The following is a 23090-nucleotide window of genomic DNA, read 5'->3' on the forward strand; positions in this document are numbered from 1 at the left end:
GCATTTGACTGCTACAGGGTGGGGAAAATCAAATGCGTCAATCCAATCACAACTCGCTCTAGGCCCGCTTACTAGTTCATTTCGATGTTTTATGGAACCGACAATGTAGATGGGAGCGCCGCCCTAGCGGTCAACAGGCAGCGCTTCAATGACGACGAACGCCTGCGCCAGGGGAAAGTCATCGGTGATCGTCAGATGAATCGAGGCCCGGCAGCCTTCAGGCAGCATCGCTTCCAGCCGCTTGCGCGCCCCGCCGGTCAGTTGCATGGTGGGCATGCCGCTCTCGGCGTTGACAACGCCCATATCGCGCCAGAAGACGCCTTGGGCAAGACCGGTCCCGAGCGCTTTGGCGCAGGCCTCCTTGGCGGCAAACCGCTTGGCATAGGACGCGGTGCGCGCCCTGCGGCTTTCGGACTTTTCCCGTTCGGTGCTGGTAAAAATCCTGTGCGTGAAGCGGTCGCCAAAACGCTCGATCGACCTCTCGACGCGGCGTATGTCGATCAGGTCGCTGCCTATGCCGATGATCATGCCTGTGCGCCTGTCCGTGTGAGCATCATACGGTCTGCTCGCCGCTCAGATCCCGTCCTCCGCGCCGCTTCATCAATTTCCGGCGACGCTGGCTCTGAAAGGCGACGACACCGAAATAGGTCAGAACGTAAGCGGCAAGGCCGAAGGCGAGCATGAACGGCAGACAACCGACAATCATCGGCTTGAGGACCGGCTCCCACAGCTGGTTGAGATCGAGGTCGTGAAACAGGCGGCCGAGATGGATGTGCTTCACCTCTCCGTCGAAATTGTCCTCGGTCAGGTGTTTGCCGACCTTGTAGGTCGCCGTCCAGATAAAAGGAAAAGTCAGCGGATTTCCGAAGGCGGTTCCGAGAGCCGATGCGATGATGTTTCCCGCAAAGATATAGGCAAGCGCCGCGGCGATGATGAAATGAAAGCCGAGAAACGGGGTCCAGGACGCCATCACTCCCGCCGCAACGCCCGCGGCGATGGCGTGAGGCGTTGCGGTAAGACGCAGGATGCGCTTGCCGAAATACTGAAATGAACGCGCAAAAGAGCGCCGCGGCCAGAAGAAGACGCGGACCTTTTCAGCAGCGCCTATCGGTTTTCGGCGTCGAAACAGCATGCCTTACTTACGACCTTTCCTTGTCTCCGGCGTCCATACTATATCGAATGTGTTTATACATTGCTTCTCGATCAGCAAGTTTTGACGGCAGGCGATCGCCATGCCGGAGCGCCCCGAAGGGCTTTGTTCCTGCAAGGAAAAACACATCGAATATCGGCTGGCGGTCCCATCCGATCCTATTCATATAGGCGCGAGACCGTGCTGATGCAGGCCAATTTCCTCAATGCGGCAATCAACTTGTTGAGATGTTTGAGATCCCAGACCTCCAGGTCAATGCTCATCTCGGTAAAATCGTCCGCGACCCTCACCATCGACAGCGTCTGGATGTTGGTATCGCTGGCGGCGATCGCCTGGGCGACTTCGGCGAGCGTGCCGGGCTCGTTGATGGCATTGACGGAGATGCGGGCGTGAAAGCGCTCGCTGCCTGCCTCGTCCATATCCCATCGCACATCGATCCAGCGCTCGGGCTCGTCGTCGAACTGTGTGAGCATGGGTGACTGGATCGGGTAAATGGTAATGCCCCTGCCCGGCTCCATGATCCCGACGATGCGATCGCCCGGAACCGCGCCCGATGCGCCGAACGAGACGGGCATGTCGTCGCCGACGCCGCGAATGGGCAAAGCGTCCGTACCGTTTCCGGCCCGCTTGCCGCGCCAGGCCCTTGCCTGTTTGGAACGGCCGGGAATACGGAAGATCATGCCCGCCGCGCTGCGCAGATTGAACCAGCCCTCATCCGCCGTCGACTGCTTGACCGCGACCCGTTCATGCTGATGGTCCGGATGAATTGCGGTGAGTACGTCTTTGGAGGACAGTTCGCCCCGGCCGACCGCCGCAATCGCATCTTCGACATCCTTGTAGCCGAGCCTGTGCAGCACGGGCTCGAGCTGATCGCGCGAGAAGTTCTCGCCGGCGCGGTTGAAGGCACGCTCCAGGATCCGGTAACCGAGGCCCGAATACTGTTTGCGCACGGCGGCGCGCGTCGCACGGCGGATCGCGGCCCGCGCCTTTCCGGTGACGACGATTTCCTCCCAGGCCGCCGGAGGCACCTGCACGCCGGAGCGGATGATCTCCACCTCGTCGCCGTTGTTGAGCTGCGTCACCAGCGGCATGATGCGGCCGTTGATCTTCACGCCGACACAGGTGTCGCCGATATCGGTGTGAACGGCATAAGCAAAATCGATGGGCGTCGCCCCGCGCGGCAGCGCGATGAGTTGGCCCTTGGGCGTGAAGCAGAACACCTGATCGTGGAACAGTTCGAGCTTGGTGTGCTCGAGGAACTCTTCCGGATTGTCGCCCTCGGCCAGTTGCTCGATGGTGCGGCGCAGCCAGGAATAGGCGTTGGAATCGTGCGGCAGCAGGCCGTTTTCCTGCGTCGCGCTGTCCTTGTAGATGGCGTGGGCGGCAACCCCGTACTCCGCGATCTCATGCATGCGCACGGTGCGGATCTGCAGTTCCACGCGCTGGCGCGACGGGCCGATGATCGTGGTGTGGATCGAGCGGTAGTCGTTCTGTTTCGGGGTTGAGATATAGTCCTTGAAGCGCCCTGGAACGACGGACCAGCGCATGTGGACGATGCCGAGCGCGCGGTAGCAGTCGGCTATCGAATTGACGATGATGCGAAAGCCGTAAATGTCCGAAAGCTGCTCGAAGGACATCGATTTGGACTGCATCTTGCGAAACACCGAATAGGGTTTCTTCTGCCTGCCGGTGACCGTCGCATTGAGACCGTGTTCCTCGAACAGGTCGCCCAGTTCGGCCTCGATCTTGCGGATGATGCCGCTGTTCTTCTCCGACAGTTCCTTGAGCCGATTGGTCACCGTCTCATGGGCTTCCGCGTTCATATGGCGGAAGGACAGTTCCTCAAGCTCCTCGCGCATGTCCTGCATGCCCATCCGGCCCGCAAGCGGCGCGTAGATCTCCATCGTCTCCTCGGCGATGCGCGCCCGCTTTTCGGGCGGCACGAAATCCAGCGTGCGCATATTGTGCAGACGGTCGGCCAGCTTGACCAGCAGGACACGAACATCATCGGAGACGGCCAGCAGAAGCTTGCGCAGGTTCTCGGCCTGTTTGGCACGTTTCGATACCAGATCGAGCTTCTTGAGCTTGGTCAGACCCTCGACGAGGCCGCCGATCTCCTCGCCGAAAAGTTCGTCGATCTCGTCACGGGTGGCGGAGGTATCCTCGATCGTGTCGTGCAGGAGCGCGACGGCAACCGTTGCCTCATCCAGCCGCATATCGGTCAAAATGGCGGCGACTTCGAGCGGATGCGAGATGTAAGGGGCGCCGTTGGCCCGCGTCTGCTTGCCGTGCTTCTGCATGGCATAGACATAGGCCTTGTTCAAAAGCGCCTCGTTGACTTCGGGCTTGTACTGATGCACGCGCTCAACGAGCTCGTACTGACGCATCATTGACCGATTTCTCCTTTGCCTCCGGTCGTTTGGGACGCATTATCCCGCCTGAAGAAGCCGTTCGTCAAAATAAAAACGCGCCGGGTCGCACAACCCGGCGCATCTCATTCCTGCCGGCAACGAACGGGTTCAAAAATCGTCGCTTTTTTCCGGCGGAACCAGTCCCTCGATCCCCGCCAGCAACTCGTCTTCCGACATCCGGTCGAAGGAGACCGCATCGGCCTCGGGTTCGGCTGCCGCATCGCTGGCGATAATAACCGTCTCCTCAACCTGCTCGGTGGCAAGCAGAGATGCGGGATCGGGTTCGGGCTCGTCAACCTCGACATGTTTTTGAAGCGAGTGGATAAGGTCTTCCTTCAGATCGCCGGGCGAAAGCGTTTCGTCAGCGATCTCGCGCAATGCGACAACCGGGTTCTTGTCGTTGTCACGGTCAACCGTGATCATCGCACCCTGAGATACCTGGCGCGCACGGTGGCTCGCCAGCAATACCAAATCAAATCGATTGTCGACCTTGTCGATGCAATCCTCGACTGTGACACGGGCCATGGCCTGTCCTTTGTTTTCACAATTCTCCAGAGATTGTGTTGGCGATACTCCCAAAACAAGAACAATTCAAGCCTAAATGCCCTCGCGGGGCCTGTCTCGTGGATGGCCATCCGTCCGTGACCGTTCATAAAAGGCGCGGAACGCGCCACGCCGAGCGCCGGACCGGCACACCACGGACCAGGCGATGTGGGCCTTTGGAAGAGCTCCTAGCGGAAAAACCAATGAGAATTCGGGGTTGTTCCTGTCGCCCGACTGCCCACATAGTGGTTCATGCGGACCCACGAACATGCTTGTAAAACTGAATGCAATTAACCCGGGAACGTTGTTGCCCGGGGCACGGCATGGTGTTCACAATTTGTTGTATTAATCGAATTAATATTTAACCCGACTGTTTACATGTTATAAATCTTTAATATAGAAAATTGATGCATCGAAATACTTTGCGCTGGAAGAAATGATTAAGACTACTATTGAGGTCATTTTTTTTGACGCTTGCCCAAAACAATTAATATGCAGGTGAAATAATGTTCGATCCGAGGGAAAAGATCGCCCTGTTCATCGACGGAGCAAATCTCTATGCAACGGCCAAGAGCCTTGGTTTCGACATAGATTATCGAAAGCTTCTCAAAGCATTTCACGGTCGCGGCTATCTGCTGAGAGCCTATTACTATACGGCCCTCATCGAGGATCAGGAATATTCCTCTATCCGTCCGCTCATAGACTGGCTTGACTACAACGGCTACCGCGTCGTCACGAAGCCCGCAAAGGAGTTCACCGATTCGGGAGGCCGGCGGAAAATCAAGGGCAATATGGACATCGAACTGGCCGTTGATGCGATGGAACAGTCGGAAACGGTCGACCATCTTGTCATTTTCTCCGGCGACGGAGACTTCAAAAGCCTGGTTGCGGCGCTGCAAAGGCGCGGGCGGAAGGTGTCTATCGTCTCCACGCTCTCGACCCAGCCGGCCATGGTTGCGGACTGCCTGCGCCGGCAGGCCGACAATTTCATCGATCTTGCCTCGCTGAAGGCGGAAGTCGGCCGAAGCGAATCGGACAGGCCTGTGCGTAACAATGCCGTTGAGGACGAGGAAGAATACGACTTGCAACACTAGCGCTTTGCTTTATTCCGGTCGTCCATGACCGGCTTGACCGAACCTGAAGCAAACTGTTCACTATGCCCGCGGCTGCACGGCTTCATTGCCGAGCAACGCGTTCGGCATCCCGACTGGTACAATGCGCCGGTCAGGACATTCTACCCTTCGGACGGCCCGGGTTCGGTGCGCTTTCTCGTGGTCGGACTGGCGCCTGGATTGCGTGGTGCAAACCGCACGGGAAGACCGTTTACCGGCGACTTCGCCGGTGACCTGCTCTACGGCACACTGGCCCGTTTCGGCTTTTGCAGGGGAACATTCGATGCCCGGCCCGACGACGGGGTGGAACTCATCTCAACGGCCATCACCAATGCCGTGCGGTGCGTGCCGCCGGCAAACAAGCCGGTCGCTGCGGAAATCAATACGTGCCGCAGATTTCTGTCGGCATCCTTCAAGGCAATGGGCGAATTGAGAGCCGTGCTCACGCTTGGCAAGATCGCGCATGACTCGACCGTTCGGATGCTTGGCGGCCGGCTGGCCGAACATCCCTTCCGGCACGGCGCAAGCACCGACATCGGCGGCTACCGGATTTTTTCCAGCTATCACTGCTCCCGCTACAATACCAATACGGGGCGATTGACAGAAGACATGTTTGTCAATGTCTTCAAAGATGTGCACGATTTTCTTGACAGCGGACAGCGGCTCCGGGCCTGACCAGATCATCCACGCTCGCGCATCAGCCGCGCCTTCTGGCGCTCCCAGTCACGCTTTTTCTCGGTCTCGCGCTTGTCGTGCAGCTTCTTGCCGCGGGCCAGCGCGATCTCGAGCTTGGCCCTGCCGCGCTCGTTGAAGTAGATGCGCAGCGGCACCAGGGACATGCCCTCGCGCTGGACGGCGCCGATCAGCTTTCGCACCTCGCGCTTGTTCAAGAGCAGCTTGCGCCGGCGTCTTGTCTCGTGATTGAAGCGGTTGGCCTGCAGATATTCAGGCAGATAGGAGTTGATCAGCCAGATCTCCCCGCCTTCTTCCGCTGCGTAGGATTCAGCAATGTTCGCCTTGCCTTCGCGCAACGACTTGACCTCGGTTCCGGTCAGCACGAGACCCGCCTCGAACGTCTCGACGATTTCGTAATTGAACCGCGCCTTGCGGTTTTCCGCGACGTTGCGCCGCCCTGACTTCGCCTTGGACATGGGCTTCAGACCGTCAACGGCGCCTTCAGTTCAGGATACCGGCGTGGCGCAGGGCATCGTCGACGGCGGCACGGGTGCCCGCCTCGATATCGACGAGCGGCAGCCTTTGCCTGTCGGTCATCCTGCCGAGCATCGAGAGGGCATATTTCACGCCGCCCGGATTGGGTTCGATAAAAAGCGCCTTGTGCAGCGGCATCAGGCGGTCCTGCAACTCCAGGGCCGTCGCCCAGTCTCCGTTCAGCATGGCGTCCTGGAACTGCGCGCAAAGGCGCGGCGCCACATTGGCGGTCACCGATATGCAGCCGACACCGCCATGCGCATTGAAACCAAGCGCCGTCGCATCCTCACCGGAAAGCTGGATGAATTCGCTTCCGCAGTGCTGACGCTGCTCCGATACCCGGTCCATCTTGGCGGTCGCATCCTTGGTGCCGACAATATTGCCGAAGTCGGACGCAAGCGAGGCCATGGTCTCGACGCTCATATCGATGATCGAGCGGCCGGGAATGTTGTAGATGAAGATGGGCAGCGAGACGGCGTCCGCGATCGCCGCATAGTGGGCGTAAAGGCCCCGCTGGCTCGGTTTGTTGTAATAGGGTGTGACGACGAGAAGCGCGTTCGCTCCCGCCTGCTCCGCATGACGCGCAAGGTCGATCGCTTCGCCCGTATTGTTTGAACCCGCGCCCGCGATCACCGGCACGCGCCCGGAAGCGGTCTCGATGCAGAGCTCGACGACACGTTTGTGTTCATCATGGGAAAGCGTTGGGGACTCACCGGTTGTGCCGGCCGGCACAAGCCCGTGACTTCCCTCGGAAATCTGCCATTCCACAAATTCGCGAAAGGCGGTTTCGTCAAACGCGCCGGCATCGTCAAACGGTGTGACCAATGCCGGCAGGGATCCCTTGAACATGCTAGCTCCTGACATGACGGGACGGGGTCCGGAAGCAGCGTCGACCGGCCGCCGGATACCCGGTTACAAAAAGCGCTGCACCATAATCCCCCCGTCCGGCAGCCGCAAGCACCGCGGGATGCAAAAACCGCCGCTCACCGATCCCATCACTTTTTGTCACAGCATCCGGTCATAACCTTTGCTTAACTTTCTTTTCATCGATGTTTGGCAGTTTGAGCGGCAGGCGCTCTCGCGTATGATGGCTGATTTTCGCCCAAATTGAAGGGATAATGCACTGATGCTCAGACTGGCGATTTCGACATTGTTGGCTGTTTCGACAAGCATGGCTGCGGTCCCTTCAGCCAAGACGGAAGTCCGTCCTTCGCACATCCCGGTTCCAAAGGCACGGCCGGCGGGCGGCGCTGCGTTCGTGCAGCAGGCCGTCGCCGAAAATACCGTCACCGCCTCGATCCATCATGCGAACAATCCGTCCGCTCCGGCCGGCCAGCTCAAAAAGGGCCTCGACGCGCTCTCCGACGATGAAATCGAACGCGCGCGCGCGGTGCGCGACAGCCTGCCGGCAGGATCTCTGGACAAGCAGGTGCTGACCTGGGCGATCGCCGTGTCGGGCGCGCGGGGCGTTCCTTCATCGGAGATTGCCGCGGCTGCCGGGCAGTTGCCGAACTGGCCCGGGCTGAGTGTTCTGCGGCGAAACTCGGAACACGCCCTTTCGCGCGAGGGTGCGAGCGCGCGACAGGTCGTCGCCGCGTTCGGAAACACGCAGCCGGAGACCACCGAGGGTGCCGTCGCCCTGACGAGAGCGCTTATCGCGACCGGACAAAAGTCAAAAGCGGCCTCGATCATCGCGCCGATCTGGAGAGACGAGGTTCTCGACAAGGCAACCGAGAGGCTGGTCCTGAAAGAGTTCTCGGGCGTTCTGACAAAAGCCGATCACAAGCGGCGCATGGACATGCTGCTTTACCGCGATCGCATAACCCAGGCCGACAGGGTCGATTCCCTTGCCAACGCCCAGTCGCTGTTCAAGGCACGTGCGGCGGTCATCCGCAAGAGTTCCAACGCCGCCAAGCTGATCAAGGCGGTTCACCCGACATGGCACAACGATGCGAGCTATCTCTTTACCCGCATCGCTTACCAGCGCCGCAAGAAGAACTACGATACGGCCGCAAAGCTCCTCATGCAGGCACCGCGCGACCCGCAGGCGCAGGTCAATACACGCGAATGGTGGGTCGAAAGCCGCATCGTCTCGCGTGCGATCGCCGACAAGGGCGACCTGAGGACCGCATACCGGATTGCCGCCAACCATGCCGCCACCCGGCCGGCGGACATCATCGAGGCCGAATGGCATGCGGGCTGGTATGCGCTTCGCGGCGGTGCCAATGCAAGGACCGCCTCGGCGCATTTCCAAAGAGTGCTGGAGACCGCAACCCGGCCGTTGTCGATCTCGCGCGGCTATTACTGGCTCGGCCGCGCCGCGGAAGCCGGCGGCAACGGCAATGCCGCCGACTATTTCAACAAGGCCGCCTCCTATTCGGCAACCTATTACGGTCAACTCGCGGCCGCGCGCCTGAACCGCAAGGGGCTTCAGGTGCGTTATCCGAAACCGACGGCGGCGGAACGCACGCATTTTGCGTCACGCCAGGCGGTGCGCGCCATCCAGCGGCTGACGGAAACCGGCCACCCGCATCGCGCCCGCATCCTTTACATCGCCCTTGCGCGTGAGCTGACGGACCCGGGCGAACTGGCAATCCTGGCAGCCATGGCGGAAAAAAAAGGAGAGCACCGTCTGGCGTTGCAGGTCGGAAAGATCGCCTTCGGCCGGGGGCTGAATGTGACGGCCCTGGCATTTCCAACCGGCGTCATTCCCAGGAGCGCCAACATATCGGGCTCAGGAAAGGCGCTTGCCTATGCCATCGCCCGGCAGGAGAGCGCATTTGACAAGGCGGCCATCTCCAAGGCCAATGCGCGCGGCCTGCTGCAGCTTCTGCCCGCGACCGCCAAATCGGTCGCGCGCAAGCACGGCATGCCCTATTCGAAGGCGCGGCTGACCCGCGATGCCGGCTACAACGCAACCCTCGGCGCGCACTATCTCGGCGAGCATATCTCGGACTTTGACGGCTCCTATGTCCTGACGTTCATCGCCTATAATGCCGGCCCGCGCCGCGCGCGCCAGTGGATCGAAAAATATGGCGACCCGCGCGGCAAGCCCATCGACTATGTCGTCGACTGGGTCGAACAGATCCCGTTCACCGAAACACGCAACTACGTCCAGCGGGTGATGGAGAACTACCAGGTCTACAAGGCCCGTCTCGGGCAGAAGCCGGATATCGTCGCGGATCTGCGTTACGGAAGACGCTAGGCTGTAGTGACCATTTAACCTTTGTGCCGGATACCGTATCTGACTAGAAAATCATGTTCGATTGCCGGGGCCAGCCATGAACGATGCCGTCGAGACACGCGCCGATGCCGATGCGGATTACGAGCAGGTGTTTTATTCCGCCAGCGACGGGCTGCGCCTGGCCGCACGCGATTATGGACGCGGCCGTCCGGAAACCGAAAATCATGCGCCGGTCGTGTGTCTCGCCGGGCTGATGCGCAACAGCGCCGATTTCCACGATCTGGCGCTGATCCTGTCAAAAAGCGAGGTCGCGCCGCGCCGTGTCGTCTGTTTCGACTATCGCGGCCGCGGCCTGTCCGAATGGGACAAGAACAAATCCAACTATAATATCCAGATTGAGGCGGACGATATGCTGGCGGGATGCGCCGCGCTGTCGATCCACCATGCGGCCGTCATCGGCACCTCCCGCGGCGCGCTCGTTATTCACGCGCTCGCGGCGATGCGGCCGGGCATCATGTCATCGGCCATACTCAACGATGCGGGACCGGTTATCGAAGGAACCGGGCTGGCGCAGATCATGGCCTATCATGACCGCCTCACAAAGCCTGCCAGCCTGTCGCAGGTCGTCGAAACCATGAAGACAGTGCAGGGAAACGCGTTCAGCGCGCTGTCCAACCGGGATTGGCGGGATTATGTCGCGGTGGGCTATGAGGAACGCGACGGAAAGGTCCGGGCGCGTTTTGACCGCGCGCTTGTCGACATGTTGCACGATATCGACCTCAACGTTCCGCTTCCGACCCTTTGGCCGCAATTCGAGGGCTTGCGGAACATACCGCTGATGACGATCCGGGGTGAAAACTCGTCACTGCTGACCCAGGAAACACTCGAGGAAATGTCGCGGCGCAACCCGAACATGGTTGCCCATATCGCCAAAGGTCAGGGACACGCACCCCTGCTCCATGTCGATGACCTGCCAAAGGCGATCGCCAATTTCCTGCGCAAGGCCGAAAAATAGACCGCGGATCAGTGGCTGTCGCGCGGAAGTCCCTTGGCGGCGATGCGCTGGTATTTGACCGCGCTCTTGAGGACCATTCCCTCCGACAGTTGATCCACATCGCCGCGCTGAAGTTCCTGCCACGGCGTTTGCGAGGCAGGATACCGATATCCTCCGGCCGCCTGCAGTTCGGTGCGGCGGCGTTCAATCTCCTCATCGCTGACCAGCATGTTGACGCTTCCGTCCGACAGGTCGATCCTGACCTTGTCGCCGGTCGCAAGCAGCGCCAGCCCACCGCCTATGGCAGCCTCCGGCGATGCATTGAGAATCGACGGAGAACCGGACGTGCCCGACTGGCGGCCGTCGCCGATGCAGGGAAGTTCGCGCACGCCTTTCTTCAGGAGATAGTCGGGGGCACGCATATTGACGACCTCGGCAGCGCCGGGATAGCCGATCGGCCCGGTCCCGCGAATAAACAGGATGCAGTTCTGATCGATATCGAGAGCCGGGTCGTCGATGTTGTCGTGGTAGTGCTCCGGCCCGTCGAAGACGATCGCCCTGCCCTCGAAAGCATCGGGACTTTCAGAGTCCGACAGATAGCGCTCCCTGAAGGTGTCCGAGATGACGCTGAGCTTCATGATGGCCGAATCGAAAATGTTGCCGTGCATGACCTTGAAGCCGGCGCTTTGTTTCAGCGGGTTGCCGAAATCGCGGATCACGTCTTCGTTCTGACTTTCCGCGCCGCGGCAGTTTTGTCCCACGGTTTTGCCGTTCACCGTGATCGCGTCTTCGTTGATGAGGCCGTTCCTGATCAGTTCGCCGATGACGGCAGGCGCGCCGCCGGCGCGATGGAAATCCTCTCCAAGATATTGACCGGCAGGCTGCAGGTTGACGATCAGGGGTATGTCGAGCCCGTGTCTTTCCCAGTCGTCGACGCTCAACTCGACGCCCACATGGCGAGCAATGGCGTTGATGTGAATGGGCGCATTGGTCGATCCGCCGATTGCGGAGTTGACAGCGATCACATTGTCGAAAGCCTCGCGCGTCATGATGTCCGAGGGTTTGAGATCCTCATGCACCATGTCGACGATCCGCTTGCCCGTCTGATAGGCGATCTGGCCGCGCTCGCGGTAGGGCGCGGGGATCGAAGCGCAGCCGGGCAATGACATGCCGAGCGCTTCGGCAAGGGTGTTCATTGTCGTCGCGGTGCCCATCGTATTGCAGTAGCCGATTGACGGTGCGGAATCGGAGACCATTTCGATGAACGCCTCATAATCGATCTTGCCTTCGGACAGGAGTTCCCGTGCCTTCCAGACCACGGTTCCCGACCCTGCCCGCTCGCCGCGGAACCAGCCGTTCAGCATCGGCCCTCCGGTCAGCACGATCGCCGGCAAATCCACGGTCGCCGCCGCCATCAGGCAGGCCGGTGTCGTCTTGTCGCATCCGGTCGTCAGCACCACACCGTCCAGCGGGTAGCCGTAAAGAACCTCCACCAGACCCAGATAGGCAAGATTGCGGTCAAGCGAGGCGGTCGGGCGCTTGCCGGTTTCCTGTATGGAGTGGACGGGAAACTCGATGGCGATGCCGCCGGCCTCGCGGATGCCTTCGCGTACTCTCAGAGCCAGTTCGAGATGAGGGCGATTGCAGGGTGAAAGATCGGATCCCGTTTGAGCAATGCCGACAATGGGCCGGCCCGATTGCAGCTCCTCACGGGTCAGCCCGTAATTCAGATAACGCTCAAGATAAAGCGCGGTCATGTCCGGATTATCGGGATTGTCAAACCATTCCCGTGACCGCAGCCTGCGTCCGTCGTGATTTGCGCCCTTGCCCATCTTTTGCTCCGTGGATCGTTCATAATGCCGGAATGGCCTCTTAAAACTCATTTGAGGCCCGGTTACCAGCGAAACCTCCGCGCCGCCCGTCCGGTTTCATTAATCGGAACAGCCTTTTGGGCGAGGATAGCAGCGGTTTGCGGCGCCGGCCTGCCGGCACTTTGCGACGGCACGGGCGCCGGTGCGCGTCACGCCTTGCGGTTGCCAGATTTCCGAGTATGAAACCGGTAGCGAATTGACGAAGGCCCGCGCATGAACGTTGCCATACTGCCCTATGATTACAAGCCCTCCGGCAGACTGGCCGATGTCCCGATTCGCGCGTTGCGATGGCCCCTTGCGGAGCGGCCCGACGGTGGAACGGTCAGCGATCTTGAGCCGCAGGACCATCTGATCATATATCCGCGCACGAAGTCGTTCTTCTCCGACCGCAAAGGGATGCAGTGCCGGGTTTCGCTGCTCATCGCGGAACCATATGCCGTGCAATGGCGCAAATATCTGACAGCGATCTTTCTTCAGCGCCGCTTCCACCGGATCATCACACATCGCCCCGCCATGGCCAAAAAGGTCAAGAACGCGCTCGTGATGCCTTTCGGCGGCTCCTGGGTGGAGGCGGGTCTGGCCGACGACCATGAAAAGACACGGCACATATCATTGATTGCTTCGTCGAAATCGAAGCTGAAAGGGCATGCGCTGCGTCACGACATCGCGCGGTGGTGTTCGAAAAACAGGCTCGATGTCGATCTGCTCGGGCTTGCCTACCGGAAAATCGGCAAAAAGGAAGAGGGATTGCTGCCCTATCGTTTTTCCGTGGTGATCGAGAATGCCCGCGAAGAAGGCTATTTCACGGAAAAGCTGATCGACTGTTTCCTGTGCGGGACACTTCCCATCTACTGGGGGGCGCCGGATATCGAACGCTATTTCAATCCGGACGGCATGATCGTCTGTCGCACCGGTGACGATATCAGGAACGCCATCAGAATCGCCTCACCTGACGATTATGACAAAAGACGTGGAGCCCTTGCGGACAACAGCCAGCGGGCCCTCGCCTTTACCGACTATGAAAAGAATGCGGCTTTGAAACTCCTCGAGCAGAGCCGCTAGCCGGACGATGCCTGTGATCCGGTGTCTGAAGGCCGGAGAGCGTCACGCTCCGAGAGCCGCGCGATCTTCCTGCGATACATGAATCGCCGTATTTCGCGGGTCAAGCGCTCCCAAGGCAACTTGCCGCTGCCGATCGTGCTGCCGCCGGCAGCCTGCGTATTGTCTGACAGCACCGGCGCATCGAGGATGACCGGCCGGATACCGGTAAGCCAGTGCATTTGAAGCAGCGTGTCCACCGGACGGTCGAAGACCTCGGTGACATAGAGCAATCGCTTTGCCGTTGCGGCGCTGATCAACTGCCCGGAAAGACGCAATGGCGTGACCTGCGGTGTCAGCAGCCGCATGCCCTGCTGTTCGTAGTTGACGACGGCGTTTGCGGGTGCTTGCCGGACCGGCAACTGGATATAGCCGAGTTCGCCGATATGGCACTCGGCAAAGGCGATCGCCGTCTCCGCGGCCGATTTGTCGAGCGTGGCGTCGTCCTCGAAAACCAGACCATAATCCAGACCGTCCTCGACAATCTTCGTCCAGCAGGCGCGATGACTGAGGAAGCAGCCAATTTCGGCGCTGCGCAGCGTGAAGGGATAGCGCGGCCTGTGGAGGCCGGGGCTGTAAACGGCGTCAACCTCTTCGGGTGTCAGTTCGGCGCCGTCCACGCCCTCGACGATTTCGGCATCCACCGGACAGGCGTCGATCAGCCGATCGACAAAGGGCCGCCGGGCTTGCGCCCGCGTCAGATGGATGATGAAGGCTTTCTTGCGCATCCGCCGCTCTTCAGTGGAACCGGCTTTTCGTGTGACTGTCAGGACCGGATGAGTCAAGTTCGGTACTGAATATGGCCGTCATCAGCCGCGGCCGTGCGGACCGGACCAGTCGACAACGGGCCCGGCCGGCACGATGCCCAGCGGGTTTCGCAAGGGGCTGGGCGAGAAATAGCCCTGTTTGTAGATTTCGAAGCGCACCGTCTGCGCGACGCCCGGCATCTGGTATATCTCGCGGACATAGCCCCACAAATTGGGATAGTCCTGAAGCCGTTTCAGATTGCATTTGAAGGCGTAGTGATACGCCACATCGAACCGTGCCAGCGTCGGAAACAGGCGCAAATCGCATTCGGCAAATGTGTCTCCCGTCAGATATCTGTTGTCGGCAAGACACTCCTCAATCGCATCAAGGGTTGCAAAAACCTCATGCACCGCCCGGTCATAGGCCTCCTGGGTGCGGGCGAAGCCGGCCCGATAGACGCCGTTGTTCACGGTCGAATAGATCAGGCTGTTCCAGCGTTCGATGTCCTCGGCTCGGGTTGCCGGACAAAGCTCGATACCGGTGTCGAACGCCCGATCGAACATACGCACAATGTCGGCCGACTCGTTGCTGACAGCCACGTTGCGCTCGCGGTCCCAAAGCACCGGAACCGTCACACGCCCCGTATATGCGGGCACGACGCGCTGATATATTTCGTGCAACGCCGATACGCCGAACAGGGTGTCGACATACTCGCCCCGCGGTTCAAAGACCCAACCGTCCTGGGTTCTGCGGGGCGCCGCGAAGGACACGCTGACCGTATCGCCGAGTTGCTTGAATGCGCGCGCAAGCAGGGCCCTATGGGCCCACGGGCAATTCCATGCAAGAAAAAGGTGATAGCGTCCGGGCTGCGGCGTAAAGCCCCCCTCACCCGTCGGTCCGGGTGAACCGTCCTTCGTGATCCAGTTCCTGATCGTGCTCCTGGCACGGCGGAACGCGCCATCCTCCCGGCTATCGGGTTGAGGATCGTCGATCAGGTAGGTCCCGTTCAGCATCAATCCCATATGCATCCTCCAGACCGACAACAAAATGGAGCGATGAACCGCCGCTTCAACGGTTCGCCCGCTCCGCCGGCGCGACAATTCCGTTCCTCAAGGCATCTGGCGCATGCCGCTTCGATGGATTATATCTTTTGATCGCCCTGGAACATGAAGCCGGACCACCCATGTTACTGCCAAAGTTCACCGCGGATATGAGCACGGACGAACGGGAGTTCATGCTCGGGCAGGCCCGCAAGGCCAGCGAGCGTCTCAAGGCGCTCGCCCATGAGACGCGGCTGGTGATCCTATGCATCCTCTCACAGGGCGAACAGTCCGTCTCGGACCTTGAAAAGATGCTGGGCATGCCGCAGGCAACGGTCTCCCAGCAGCTTGCCCGGCTTCGGTTCGACGGCATGGTTGCAGCCCGGCGTGAGGGGCGCATGATCTATTACAGCATCGCCGACGAGGCGGTCTCCATCCTGGTGAAAACCCTCTACGACCTCTACTGCAAACCCGATCGCTGATACGCAGCGTCGCCACTGTTTCGATCTTAGCGCGAACCGGCGCAGGCGGATTGTTGTCGTCTCCCGGATTTTGCATAATAATTTTTGAATGTTTTAATATTCTAATATTGAACATTAGCTGATACGCATATATATCATCTCCGTAGATCAACAAACGGAGTGTCCACCGATGTTAAACACCGCCAATGTCGGAACCGCCGACCGGGTCGTCCGGCTGATCGTCGGCATCGTTCTGATCGCCTCTCCCTGGCTCTTCCAATCGCAGATCTGGCAGAACCCGTTCATGCTGTGGGCGATTCCCATCGTGGGGATCGTGCTGGCAGCGACCGGCCTTGTGCGCTTCTGCCCGCTTTATCGCCTCCTTGGCGTCCGCACCTGCAGGATCGACTGACATGGCAACGCAGTTCACACCTTTCCTGTCGCTCGCCGGGGGTGTGCTGATCGGCATCGCCGCCGTCCTCTTGATGGCGGTGCACGGCAGGATCGCCGGAATGACCGGGATACTGGCGGGCATCATTCCGCCGGTGTCGGCTGATTGGCCATGGCGCGCCGCATTCCTGATCGGCGCCATCCTCGCGCCCGCCGTTTATACCGGTGTCGGCGGGTCGATCGCCTTTTCCGTACCCGTTTCCGCCTCGGCTCTCGTCGGCGGCGGGCTGATCGTCGGCGTCGGCGTTACGCTTGGATCGGGATGCACCAGCGGTCACGGGGTCTGCGGCATGGCGCGGCTCTCACCGCGCTCGATCCTGGCCACCTGTGTGTTCATGGCAATGACGGCGATCACCGTCTTCGTGATGCGGCATCTCCTGGGAGGCGTATGACCATGCGGATTGTCACAGCCTTCATCATCGGCATTATCTTTGGCCTCGGCATAGCGCTGTCCGGCATGGCCAATCCCGCCAAGGTTCTCAATTTCTTCGATTTTGCCGGCGCATGGGACCCCAGTCTCGCCCTTGTCATGGGCGGCGCCCTGATCACGACGGCGATCGGCTACCGGTTCGTATTCGGCGCGCGCAAGGAGCCGCTGCTGGAAAGCGCGTTCAGCCTGCCCGCCAACAGGACCGTCGATGCCCGGCTGCTTGCCGGCTCGGCGCTTTTCGGCATTGGCTGGGGCGTGACGGGCTTTTGTCCCGGCGGCGCCATTCCGGCCATGGGCCTGGGATATGGCAGCACTTTTCTGTTTGTCGGCGCCATGATCTCGGGAATTGCACTGACCCGCACGATTATCAATACCCGCGTCCGACCGGCACGCGCTTAGAGCAAATCCGGATTAAATTGGATCATCCAGGAGGAACGAGAGGAAATCATCATGTCCTATCAAGTCAACATGGCCGTCAAACCGGAGGTCGAGGCCTTTTTCGATCCGGCCACCAACACCATCAGCTATGTCGTGAAGGACCCGGCGAGCAAGTCCTGCGCGGTGGTCGATTCCGTCATGGATATCGATTATGCGGCCGGCCGTATCACCTATGACAATGCGGACGCCATTATCGAATTCATCCGCAAGAATGACCTTGACCTGGAATGGGTCATCGAGACCCATGTCCATGCCGATCATCTTTCCGCCGCGCCCTACATCCAGGAAAAACTCGGTGGCAAGATCGGCATCGGCGACCAGATCATGGTCGTTCAGGACACATTCGGGAAGGTCTTCAACGAAGGGACCGGGTTCCAGCGGGACGGCTCTCAGTTCGATGCGCTCTTCAAGGACGGCGATTCCTACGACGTCGGGTCGATGCGCGTCTTCACCATCTACACGCCCGGGCACACGCCCGCTTGCATGACCCATGTGATGGGCAACGCCGCCTTCGTGGGCGACACGCTTTTCATGCCCGACGGCGGCTCGGCCCGCGCCGATTTCCCGGGCGGCGATGCTGCCACACTCTACCGGTCGATCCAGAAGCTCCTGGAACTGCCGGACGATATGCGGCTTTTCATGTGTCATGATTACGGACCCAACGGCCGCGAGATCCGCTGGGAAACAACCGTCGCGGAGGAAAAGGCGCACAATATTCACGTCGGCGGCGGGCGGTCCGAAGAGGATTTTGTGCGTTTCCGCACCGAGCGGGACGCAACGCTCGATATGCCGAAACTCATTATCCCGTCCCTGCAGGTCAACATGCGCGCCGGGGAAGTGCCGACCGACAAGGACGGGCGGCCGATGCTGAAGGTTCCCGTCAACACGCTTTAAACCGAAATGTCCGCCGGGCCCGATCAACAAGGCCCGGCGTTTTGCCATTCGGCACTGGATAAGAACTATGGACATCAAACACATCAACGAGACCGTGGCGGTCAGTCCTCAGGTTCAGCCGGACGCCCTGAAGGAGATAGCCGGCCAGGGGTTCCGGTCGATCATATGCAATCGGCCGGACGGCGAAGGAGCGGACCAGCCTTCATTCGGTGAAATCAGCAAGGCGGCCGAGAAGCACGGTATCGAATGCACTTATATTCCCGTCGAATCGGGCCGTGTGCGAGACGAGGACGCGGCCCTTTTCGGCGCTGCGGCGGACACATTGCCGAAACCGCTGCTTGCCTATTGCCGCTCCGGAACACGCTCGGCGACATTGTGGTCCCTCGACCAGGGCGCACGCGGCGCCGCCCTGCCCTTGATTCTGGAGGCAACGGCAAAGGCCGGCCACAACATGTCCGGCGTCGTCAGACGGATCGCGAACGGCGGCAAGACGCCAACCGGGACGGCCGACGCGAGCCACGACATTGTCATCGTCGGCGGCGGAGGCTTCTGTCTGTTCCGGAATGACCTGTGGCGAAAAACAGCCTGACACAACTGCGCCGCTTTATCCCCGTTCTCGACTGGGGCCGGTCCTATGACCGGAATGCGGCCACCAACGATCTGGTGGCCGCCGTCATCGTCACCATCATGCTGATACCGCAGTCACTGGCCTATGCGATGCTGGCCGGACTGCCGCCGCAAACGGGCATATACGCCTCCATCGTGCCGATCATTCTTTACGCCGTCTTCGGAACGAGCCGCGCGCTTGCCGTCGGGCCCGTCGCCGTTGTGTCGCTGATGACGGCCGCCGCCATCGGAAAGATAGCCGAGCCCGGCTCGGCGGATTATGTCACGGCCGCGCTCACCCTGGCGATGCTTTCCGGGGCTTTCCTGTTGCTGCTGGGCTTCTTTCAGCTGGGGTTTCTGGCCAATTTCCTTTCGCATCCCGTCATTGCCGGTTTCATCTCGGCCTCCGGCATCATCATTGCCGCAAGCCAGCTCAAACATATTCTGGGGATCGATGCGGCGGGCCATAATCTTTGGGAATTGCTGCTGTCACTCCTCACCGGGCTGCACGAGACCAACCTGTTCACGCTTGCCATCGGCGTGGCGGCTGCCGGCTTTCTGTTTTGGGCGCGGCGCGGCCTCAAACCGCTGCTCATGCGCGCCGGTCTGGGACGGCGACCGGCCGACCTGATTGCCAAGGCCGGTCCCATCGCCGCCGTTGTCCTGTCGACATTTGCCGTTTGGAGCCTGGGTCTCGCCGACCGCGGCGTTCAGGTTGTCGGCAGCGTTCCGCAAGGCTTGCCGCCACTGACAGTGCCTTCCTTTTCCGCCTCGCTCTGGGGCGAGTTGATGGCGGCAGCGGTCCTCATCTCGGTGATCGGATTTGTCGAATCCGTTTCCGTCGCACAGACGCTGGCGGCGCGGCGACGCCAGCGCATCGACCCCGATCAGGAACTCATCGGCCTCGGGACCGCGAATATCGGCGCCGCTTTCACCGGCGGCTATCCGGTGACCGGCGGGTTTGCCCGCTCCGTGGTCAATTTCGACGCCGGTGCCGAGACGCCGGCTGCCGGCGCTTACACCGCCGCCGGGCTTGCGGTCGCCGCCATGTTCCTGACACCGCTCATCTTCTTTCTGCCCAAGGCGGTTCTCGGGGCAACGATCATTGTCGCGGTTTTGTCACTGGTCGACTTCTCGATCATCGCCAGGTCCTGGCGCTATTCGAAGGCCGATTTTGCCGCGGTGACCGCAACGGTGCTTGTCACGCTGGGCCTTGGCGTCGAGCTCGGCGTTACCGCCGGCGTCGTGATCTCCGTCCTCGTGCACCTTTACCGCACGTCACGGCCGCACATGGCCGTTGTCGGCCGCGTCCCGGGAACCGAGCATTTCAGGAACGTGCTGCGCCATCAGGTCATCACCGATCCGCAGATGCTGACATTGCGCGTGGATGAGAGCCTTTACTTCGCCAACGCGCGCTATCTGGAGGACATCGTGTCGGATCTGGTTTCGCGGCAGCCGGAACTGAAACATTTCGTCCTGATGTGTCCCGCCGTCAACGCCATCGATATGAGCGCGCTGGAATCGCTCGAAGCGGTCAATCAGCGCCTTGCGGATATGGGCGTTTCCTTCCACCTGAGCGAAGTCAAGGGACCGGTCATGGACCGCCTCGAGCGCACCGATTTCCTCAACCACCTGACAGGCCGCGTCTTCCTCAGCCAGCATCTTGCCGCAAGGGCTCTGTGCCAAAATACAGGTATCGAACAGCCTGAGGGCACGGAATCCACGGAGCGCAATGTAAAAAGACGCACAGCAGAATGAAAACCCTTGCGCTGATTACTATCTCCCTTTAATTCGGGCGGAACCGGAGAGGTGGCCGAGTGGTCGAAGGCGCTCCCCTGCTAAGGGAGTATACCAGAGATGGTATCGAGGGTTCGAATCCCTTCCTCTCCGCCATTCACCGCCGATTGTGCGACATCTTTGCTACGCTGGTTCGATTATCGCTTTGCGGACAAAGCTACCTTTGTGCGAACCGTCGGCTCCTGAGAGGCTCGGAAGAAATCAGTCCACGTTAAATAGCCGCTCGAATTCTTCGATTCCATTCCGGGAGAACGAAATGACGCGGGTTTTTTGATCCCGCTTCGCCCAGGACAATGCCTCAAACCGGCTAAGAAAGGCACGGCCCAGACTGCCCGCGAGATGCGACCGGCGCTCGCTCCAGTCGAGACATTCTCGGCAGAGCACTGCACGTCCCTTGCGAAGCATGTCGAGGTCGATGCCGAAATCCGCCACGAACGTCGCGCCCGAAGCGGTTAAGGCCAACGTCTCGCCATCGAAGACCAAATGTTCCTGTGCAATCAAGCTATCGAACATCCGCGTGCCCATGTCACCGGCCAGATGATTGTAACAGACGCGAGCCTGGCGGAGTTCGGTGTCCTTCGGGCCAGTGCGCCTTCTCAGATGACCGGCCCCGGCGGCCAGGCCCATCAAGCCCTCCAGAACATGCGCAACCTCGTCATTGGCAAGCGCGAAGTATTTGTGCCGCCCCTGCTTGCGGGAGCGCAGCAATCCACCCTGGTCAAGTTTGGACAGATGTGAGCTTGCGGTCTGAATCGTAACGCCCGCTTCCTTGGCCAGTTCGCTCACCGTCAAGGCTTTCCCGCTCATCAACGCGGTCAGCATGTTGGCCCGCGCCGGGTCACCGATCAAGGCGGCGATATGGGCGATATCGGGACCTTCTTTCATAGTTCGACCGTAAACGAAGCATTTGCATCAATCAATTGCCTAGAATGCGATAAACGAGTCCTGATTGAGGCCCCAATGCGCACCTCGAACCTGCTGGCCGAACTGCTTCTCCTTGGCTTGCTGGCACTGCTCTGGGGGTCTTCCTACTTGTTCATCAAAGTTGCCGTAGCGGAGATTCCTCCCATCACGCTCATCGCGCTGCGGGTCTTTGGTGCTGCGATTTTCTTGATGATAGTGATGAGGCTTCGGACCGAGAGTTTGCCGCGGGACCGTCATACCTGGCGCATGCTCCTGGTTCAGGCGTTCTTCAACAGCATAGCAGCCTGGACGGTTCTGGCCTGGGGGCAACAGTTCGTGGGCGCGGGTCTTGCCAGCGTGCTCAATTCGACCTCCCCGATATTCGTCATTCTGATGACCGCATTCGTAACCCGCCACGAAGGTCTCGGCGGCCGCAAACTGCTTGGAGCGGCCCTTGGTGTCGTTGGTGTGGTGCTGGTCGTCGGCGTGGACGTTCTCGGTGGTCTTGGAGAGCAAGTTGCCGGGCAGATCGCCTGTCTGGTTGGGGCCGCGCTTTATGCCGGCGCCGCCATATACGGGAAACGCTTTGGCCATCTCGGAGCTGTGACGACCGCCGCCGGGACGATGATCTGGGCATCGGCGATTCTCGTGCCAACCGCGTTGGTACTGGAGCGCCCTTGGACGTTATCACCCAGCCTTGCCGCCATTGCGGCGACCTTTGTGCTGTCCGTCCTATGCACCGGCCTGGCTCTGCTGATCTATTTCCGGCTGGTCAAAACGCTCGGGTCCATGGGGGTCGCAAGCCAAAGCTATCTGCGCGCCGGGGTCGGTGTGATCCTCGCCATGGTATTCCTGGGTGAGACCTTCACGTTCCCTATCGCGCTCGGACTGGTCATCTCGGTTGCAGGGGTGGCGTTGATCAACTTGCCGCGGCGATCAACAAAGAGCTGACGTTCGGCGCCCCATACGACTGTGTAAGCCGGGCTCAAGGCCGTCACAGGCAATACGCGGTGAGACAAGATTTGGTGTCGTGTGATTACGTGCCATTTCGCGGAATGTGGTCGCATGGCGCGTTCTGCAACGCACTATCGTAGCGTAATGCTGTCAATACCGTCCGAATCGCGAGCATGGCGTCTGCGGCTCCAAAGGCGCGATTGTTGGTGAGAAATTGTTGATTCTCGCCTGTTTTCGGCGAAAATTATTAACAGCCGTTAAGGGGTTTGACCGTGCGTTGGGCGAAATCGTGTCTTTTGTGCAACAGCGCCCCCCCAACCTCCCGCGGGACGCCTGCGGAAACCAAAATCCTCATTGCTTCGCATCATGCGTTGGTTACATTCACTCTCGGAAGAGGGACGGATTGGCGTTTATCTTCTTTTTAGTTGGGGACTGGGACAGGGAACGCTGCAGCGCAGCCAAACACCCAGACCATTAAAGGAAATTGACTGGAGGTCAGAAAATGAAAATCAAGAGCCTTCTTCTCGGCTCCGCTGCGGCAATGTTCGCAGTCTCCGGCGCTTCCGCAGCGGACGCAATCATCGCTGCCGAGCCGGAGCCCGTTGAATATGTTCGCGTTTGCGACGCGTTCGGCGCAGGCTACTTCTACATCCCGGGCACCGAGACGTGCCTGAAGCTCAGCGGTTTCGTCCGTATGAATGTCACATTTGACAGCAACGATGACAGCTATGGCTCTTCCGTTCGCGGTCGTTTGAACGTACAGGCCAAGGAAGACACGGAACTTGGTGTTCTTCATGC

The 23090-nt window shown here is 60.1% G+C and carries 24 protein-coding genes and 1 tRNA gene; 15 read left to right on the plus strand and 10 right to left on the minus strand.

Annotated elements, in window-relative coordinates; translation table 11 throughout:
- Positions 1-123: 123 nt before the first annotated feature.
- The 4 genes from acpS to rpoZ form a co-directional block, all read right to left on the minus strand.
- Positions 124-528 carry a holo-ACP synthase gene (acpS, locus tag AC5E6N_RS03710; RefSeq protein WP_491746555.1) on the minus strand — a complete coding sequence of 135 codons (405 nt, stop codon included), beginning with the start codon at positions 526-528 and terminating at the stop codon, positions 124-126.
- Between the two features lie 25 nt (positions 529-553).
- Positions 554-1132 (minus strand): DUF2062 domain-containing protein, encoded by a 579-nt coding sequence (locus AC5E6N_RS03715; protein WP_491746556.1) that lies wholly within the window; start codon positions 1130-1132, stop codon positions 554-556.
- 176 nt (positions 1133-1308) lie between these two features.
- The gene (locus AC5E6N_RS03720) at positions 1309-3540 is read right to left on the minus strand and encodes a RelA/SpoT family protein (protein WP_491746557.1); all 2232 of its coding nucleotides are present in this window, start codon (positions 3538-3540) and stop codon (positions 1309-1311) included.
- A 129-nt stretch (positions 3541-3669) separates the two neighbouring features.
- On the minus strand, positions 3670-4086 hold the full coding sequence (gene rpoZ / locus AC5E6N_RS03725; protein ID WP_491689794.1) for a DNA-directed RNA polymerase subunit omega: 417 nt from the start codon (positions 4084-4086) through the stop codon (positions 3670-3672).
- Between the two features lie 524 nt (positions 4087-4610).
- On the opposite strand from rpoZ, the gene AC5E6N_RS03730 reads away from it, so the two are divergent.
- Positions 4611-5198, plus strand: a complete 588-nt coding sequence (locus tag AC5E6N_RS03730; protein WP_491689793.1) for a LabA-like NYN domain-containing protein — start codon at positions 4611-4613, stop codon at positions 5196-5198.
- Between the two features lie 24 nt (positions 5199-5222).
- Entirely contained in the window at positions 5223-5891 is a 669-nt protein-coding gene (locus tag AC5E6N_RS03735) for a uracil-DNA glycosylase (RefSeq protein ID WP_491746558.1), read from the plus strand.
- A 5-nt stretch (positions 5892-5896) separates the two neighbouring features.
- Here the strand turns inward: AC5E6N_RS03735 and smpB are convergent, their stop codons facing one another.
- Together smpB and dapA are read right to left on the minus strand one after the other, a co-directional pair.
- Positions 5897-6367 (minus strand): SsrA-binding protein SmpB, encoded by a 471-nt coding sequence (gene smpB / locus AC5E6N_RS03740; protein WP_491746559.1) that lies wholly within the window; start codon positions 6365-6367, stop codon positions 5897-5899.
- 25 nt (positions 6368-6392) lie between these two features.
- The gene (dapA, locus tag AC5E6N_RS03745; protein WP_491689790.1) at positions 6393-7274 is read right to left on the minus strand and encodes a 4-hydroxy-tetrahydrodipicolinate synthase; all 882 of its coding nucleotides are present in this window, start codon (positions 7272-7274) and stop codon (positions 6393-6395) included.
- A 277-nt stretch (positions 7275-7551) separates the two neighbouring features.
- Here dapA and AC5E6N_RS03750 point away from each other — a divergent pair, with 277 nt between their 5' ends.
- Both AC5E6N_RS03750 and AC5E6N_RS03755 read left to right on the plus strand, forming a co-directional pair.
- Complete coding sequence (locus tag AC5E6N_RS03750) at positions 7552-9630, plus strand: lytic transglycosylase domain-containing protein (RefSeq protein WP_491746560.1); 2079 nt, start codon at positions 7552-7554, stop codon at positions 9628-9630.
- A 76-nt stretch (positions 9631-9706) separates the two neighbouring features.
- On the plus strand, positions 9707-10624 hold the full coding sequence (locus AC5E6N_RS03755; RefSeq protein WP_491746561.1) for an alpha/beta fold hydrolase: 918 nt from the start codon (positions 9707-9709) through the stop codon (positions 10622-10624).
- A gap of 8 nt (positions 10625-10632) precedes the next feature.
- Here AC5E6N_RS03755 and AC5E6N_RS03760 read toward each other — a convergent pair whose 3' ends face one another.
- On the minus strand, positions 10633-12435 hold the full coding sequence (locus tag AC5E6N_RS03760; protein ID WP_491746562.1) for an IlvD/Edd family dehydratase: 1803 nt from the start codon (positions 12433-12435) through the stop codon (positions 10633-10635).
- Positions 12436-12687: 252 nt separating this feature from the next.
- Between AC5E6N_RS03760 and AC5E6N_RS03765 the strand changes: the two genes are divergently transcribed.
- A complete protein-coding gene (locus AC5E6N_RS03765) occupies positions 12688-13536 on the plus strand; it encodes a glycosyltransferase family 10 domain-containing protein (RefSeq protein ID WP_491746563.1) in 849 nt (282 codons plus the stop codon).
- Here AC5E6N_RS03765 and AC5E6N_RS03770 read toward each other — a convergent pair.
- Positions 13533-14300, minus strand: a complete 768-nt coding sequence (locus AC5E6N_RS03770; protein ID WP_491746564.1) for a glycosyltransferase family 25 protein — start codon at positions 14298-14300, stop codon at positions 13533-13535. The two genes, AC5E6N_RS03765 and AC5E6N_RS03770, sit on opposite strands and share 4 nt — an antisense overlap.
- 81 nt (positions 14301-14381) lie before the next feature.
- Positions 14382-15341: a glutathione S-transferase family protein gene (locus AC5E6N_RS03775; RefSeq protein ID WP_491746565.1), complete on the minus strand. Its 960-nt coding sequence runs from the start codon at positions 15339-15341 to the stop codon at positions 14382-14384.
- 161 nt (positions 15342-15502) lie between these two features.
- Between AC5E6N_RS03775 and AC5E6N_RS03780 the strand changes: the two genes are divergently transcribed.
- The 8 genes from AC5E6N_RS03780 to AC5E6N_RS03815 all read left to right on the plus strand — a co-directional run bounded on the left by AC5E6N_RS03780 (position 15503) and on the right by AC5E6N_RS03815 (position 20531).
- Positions 15503-15841: an ArsR/SmtB family transcription factor gene (locus AC5E6N_RS03780; RefSeq protein ID WP_491746566.1), complete on the plus strand. Its 339-nt coding sequence runs from the start codon at positions 15503-15505 to the stop codon at positions 15839-15841.
- 169 nt (positions 15842-16010) lie between these two features.
- The gene (locus AC5E6N_RS03785; RefSeq protein ID WP_491689405.1) at positions 16011-16232 is read left to right on the plus strand and encodes a YgaP family membrane protein; all 222 of its coding nucleotides are present in this window, start codon (positions 16011-16013) and stop codon (positions 16230-16232) included.
- Position 16233: 1 nt separating this feature from the next.
- Positions 16234-16662 (plus strand): YeeE/YedE family protein, encoded by a 429-nt coding sequence (locus tag AC5E6N_RS03790; protein ID WP_491746567.1) that lies wholly within the window; start codon positions 16234-16236, stop codon positions 16660-16662.
- A 2-nt stretch (positions 16663-16664) separates the two neighbouring features.
- Positions 16665-17099: a DUF6691 family protein gene (locus tag AC5E6N_RS03795; protein WP_491746568.1), complete on the plus strand. Its 435-nt coding sequence runs from the start codon at positions 16665-16667 to the stop codon at positions 17097-17099.
- 51 nt (positions 17100-17150) lie between these two features.
- On the plus strand, positions 17151-18032 hold the full coding sequence (locus tag AC5E6N_RS03800; protein WP_491746569.1) for an MBL fold metallo-hydrolase: 882 nt from the start codon (positions 17151-17153) through the stop codon (positions 18030-18032).
- A gap of 67 nt (positions 18033-18099) precedes the next feature.
- Entirely contained in the window at positions 18100-18621 is a 522-nt protein-coding gene (locus tag AC5E6N_RS03805) for a protein tyrosine phosphatase family protein (protein WP_491746570.1), read from the plus strand.
- Positions 18603-20396: a SulP family inorganic anion transporter gene (locus AC5E6N_RS03810; protein WP_491746571.1), complete on the plus strand. Its 1794-nt coding sequence runs from the start codon at positions 18603-18605 to the stop codon at positions 20394-20396. Before AC5E6N_RS03805 ends, AC5E6N_RS03810 begins: the two co-directional genes overlap by 19 nt.
- Before the next feature lie 45 nt (positions 20397-20441).
- Positions 20442-20531, plus strand: a tRNA-Ser gene (locus tag AC5E6N_RS03815).
- 105 nt (positions 20532-20636) lie between these two features.
- On the opposite strand, the gene AC5E6N_RS03820 is transcribed toward AC5E6N_RS03815, so the two are convergent.
- A complete protein-coding gene (locus AC5E6N_RS03820; protein ID WP_491746572.1) occupies positions 20637-21320 on the minus strand; it encodes an ArsR/SmtB family transcription factor in 684 nt (227 codons plus the stop codon).
- Here AC5E6N_RS03820 and AC5E6N_RS03825 point away from each other — a divergent pair.
- Entirely contained in the window at positions 21294-22289 is a 996-nt protein-coding gene (locus AC5E6N_RS03825) for a DMT family transporter (RefSeq protein WP_491746573.1), read from the plus strand. The genes AC5E6N_RS03820 and AC5E6N_RS03825 overlap by 27 nt on opposite strands.
- A 505-nt stretch (positions 22290-22794) precedes the next feature.
- Positions 22795-23090, plus strand: a 296-nt coding sequence (locus tag AC5E6N_RS03830) for a porin (protein WP_491746574.1), incomplete at its 3' end; no start/stop codon positions are given.

The sequence above is a fragment of the Hoeflea sp. genome, from assembly GCF_984452065.1.

Coding starts and splice junctions, on each gene's coding strand:
- acpS (WP_491746555.1), bottom strand. CDS start 528: ATGATCATCGGCATAGGCAGCGACCTGATCGACATACGCCGCGTCGAG.
- AC5E6N_RS03715 (WP_491746556.1), bottom strand. CDS start 1,132: ATGCTGTTTCGACGCCGAAAACCGATAGGCGCTGCTGAAAAGGTCCGC.
- AC5E6N_RS03720 (WP_491746557.1), bottom strand. CDS start 3,540: ATGATGCGTCAGTACGAGCTCGTTGAGCGCGTGCATCAGTACAAGCCC.
- rpoZ (WP_491689794.1), bottom strand. CDS start 4,086: ATGGCCCGTGTCACAGTCGAGGATTGCATCGACAAGGTCGACAATCGA.
- AC5E6N_RS03730 (WP_491689793.1), top strand. CDS start 4,611: ATGTTCGATCCGAGGGAAAAGATCGCCCTGTTCATCGACGGAGCAAAT.
- AC5E6N_RS03735 (WP_491746558.1), top strand. CDS start 5,223: ATGACCGGCTTGACCGAACCTGAAGCAAACTGTTCACTATGCCCGCGG.
- smpB (WP_491746559.1), bottom strand. CDS start 6,367: ATGTCCAAGGCGAAGTCAGGGCGGCGCAACGTCGCGGAAAACCGCAAG.
- dapA (WP_491689790.1), bottom strand. CDS start 7,274: ATGTTCAAGGGATCCCTGCCGGCATTGGTCACACCGTTTGACGATGCC.
- AC5E6N_RS03750 (WP_491746560.1), top strand. CDS start 7,552: ATGCTCAGACTGGCGATTTCGACATTGTTGGCTGTTTCGACAAGCATG.
- AC5E6N_RS03755 (WP_491746561.1), top strand. CDS start 9,707: ATGAACGATGCCGTCGAGACACGCGCCGATGCCGATGCGGATTACGAG.
- AC5E6N_RS03760 (WP_491746562.1), bottom strand. CDS start 12,435: ATGGGCAAGGGCGCAAATCACGACGGACGCAGGCTGCGGTCACGGGAA.
- AC5E6N_RS03765 (WP_491746563.1), top strand. CDS start 12,688: ATGAACGTTGCCATACTGCCCTATGATTACAAGCCCTCCGGCAGACTG.
- AC5E6N_RS03770 (WP_491746564.1), bottom strand. CDS start 14,300: ATGCGCAAGAAAGCCTTCATCATCCATCTGACGCGGGCGCAAGCCCGG.
- AC5E6N_RS03775 (WP_491746565.1), bottom strand. CDS start 15,341: ATGGGATTGATGCTGAACGGGACCTACCTGATCGACGATCCTCAACCC.
- AC5E6N_RS03780 (WP_491746566.1), top strand. CDS start 15,503: ATGTTACTGCCAAAGTTCACCGCGGATATGAGCACGGACGAACGGGAG.
- AC5E6N_RS03785 (WP_491689405.1), top strand. CDS start 16,011: ATGTTAAACACCGCCAATGTCGGAACCGCCGACCGGGTCGTCCGGCTG.
- AC5E6N_RS03790 (WP_491746567.1), top strand. CDS start 16,234: ATGGCAACGCAGTTCACACCTTTCCTGTCGCTCGCCGGGGGTGTGCTG.
- AC5E6N_RS03795 (WP_491746568.1), top strand. CDS start 16,665: ATGCGGATTGTCACAGCCTTCATCATCGGCATTATCTTTGGCCTCGGC.
- AC5E6N_RS03800 (WP_491746569.1), top strand. CDS start 17,151: ATGTCCTATCAAGTCAACATGGCCGTCAAACCGGAGGTCGAGGCCTTT.
- AC5E6N_RS03805 (WP_491746570.1), top strand. CDS start 18,100: ATGGACATCAAACACATCAACGAGACCGTGGCGGTCAGTCCTCAGGTT.
- AC5E6N_RS03825 (WP_491746573.1), top strand. CDS start 21,294: ATGGGCGATATCGGGACCTTCTTTCATAGTTCGACCGTAAACGAAGCA.
- AC5E6N_RS03820 (WP_491746572.1), bottom strand. CDS start 21,320: ATGAAAGAAGGTCCCGATATCGCCCATATCGCCGCCTTGATCGGTGAC.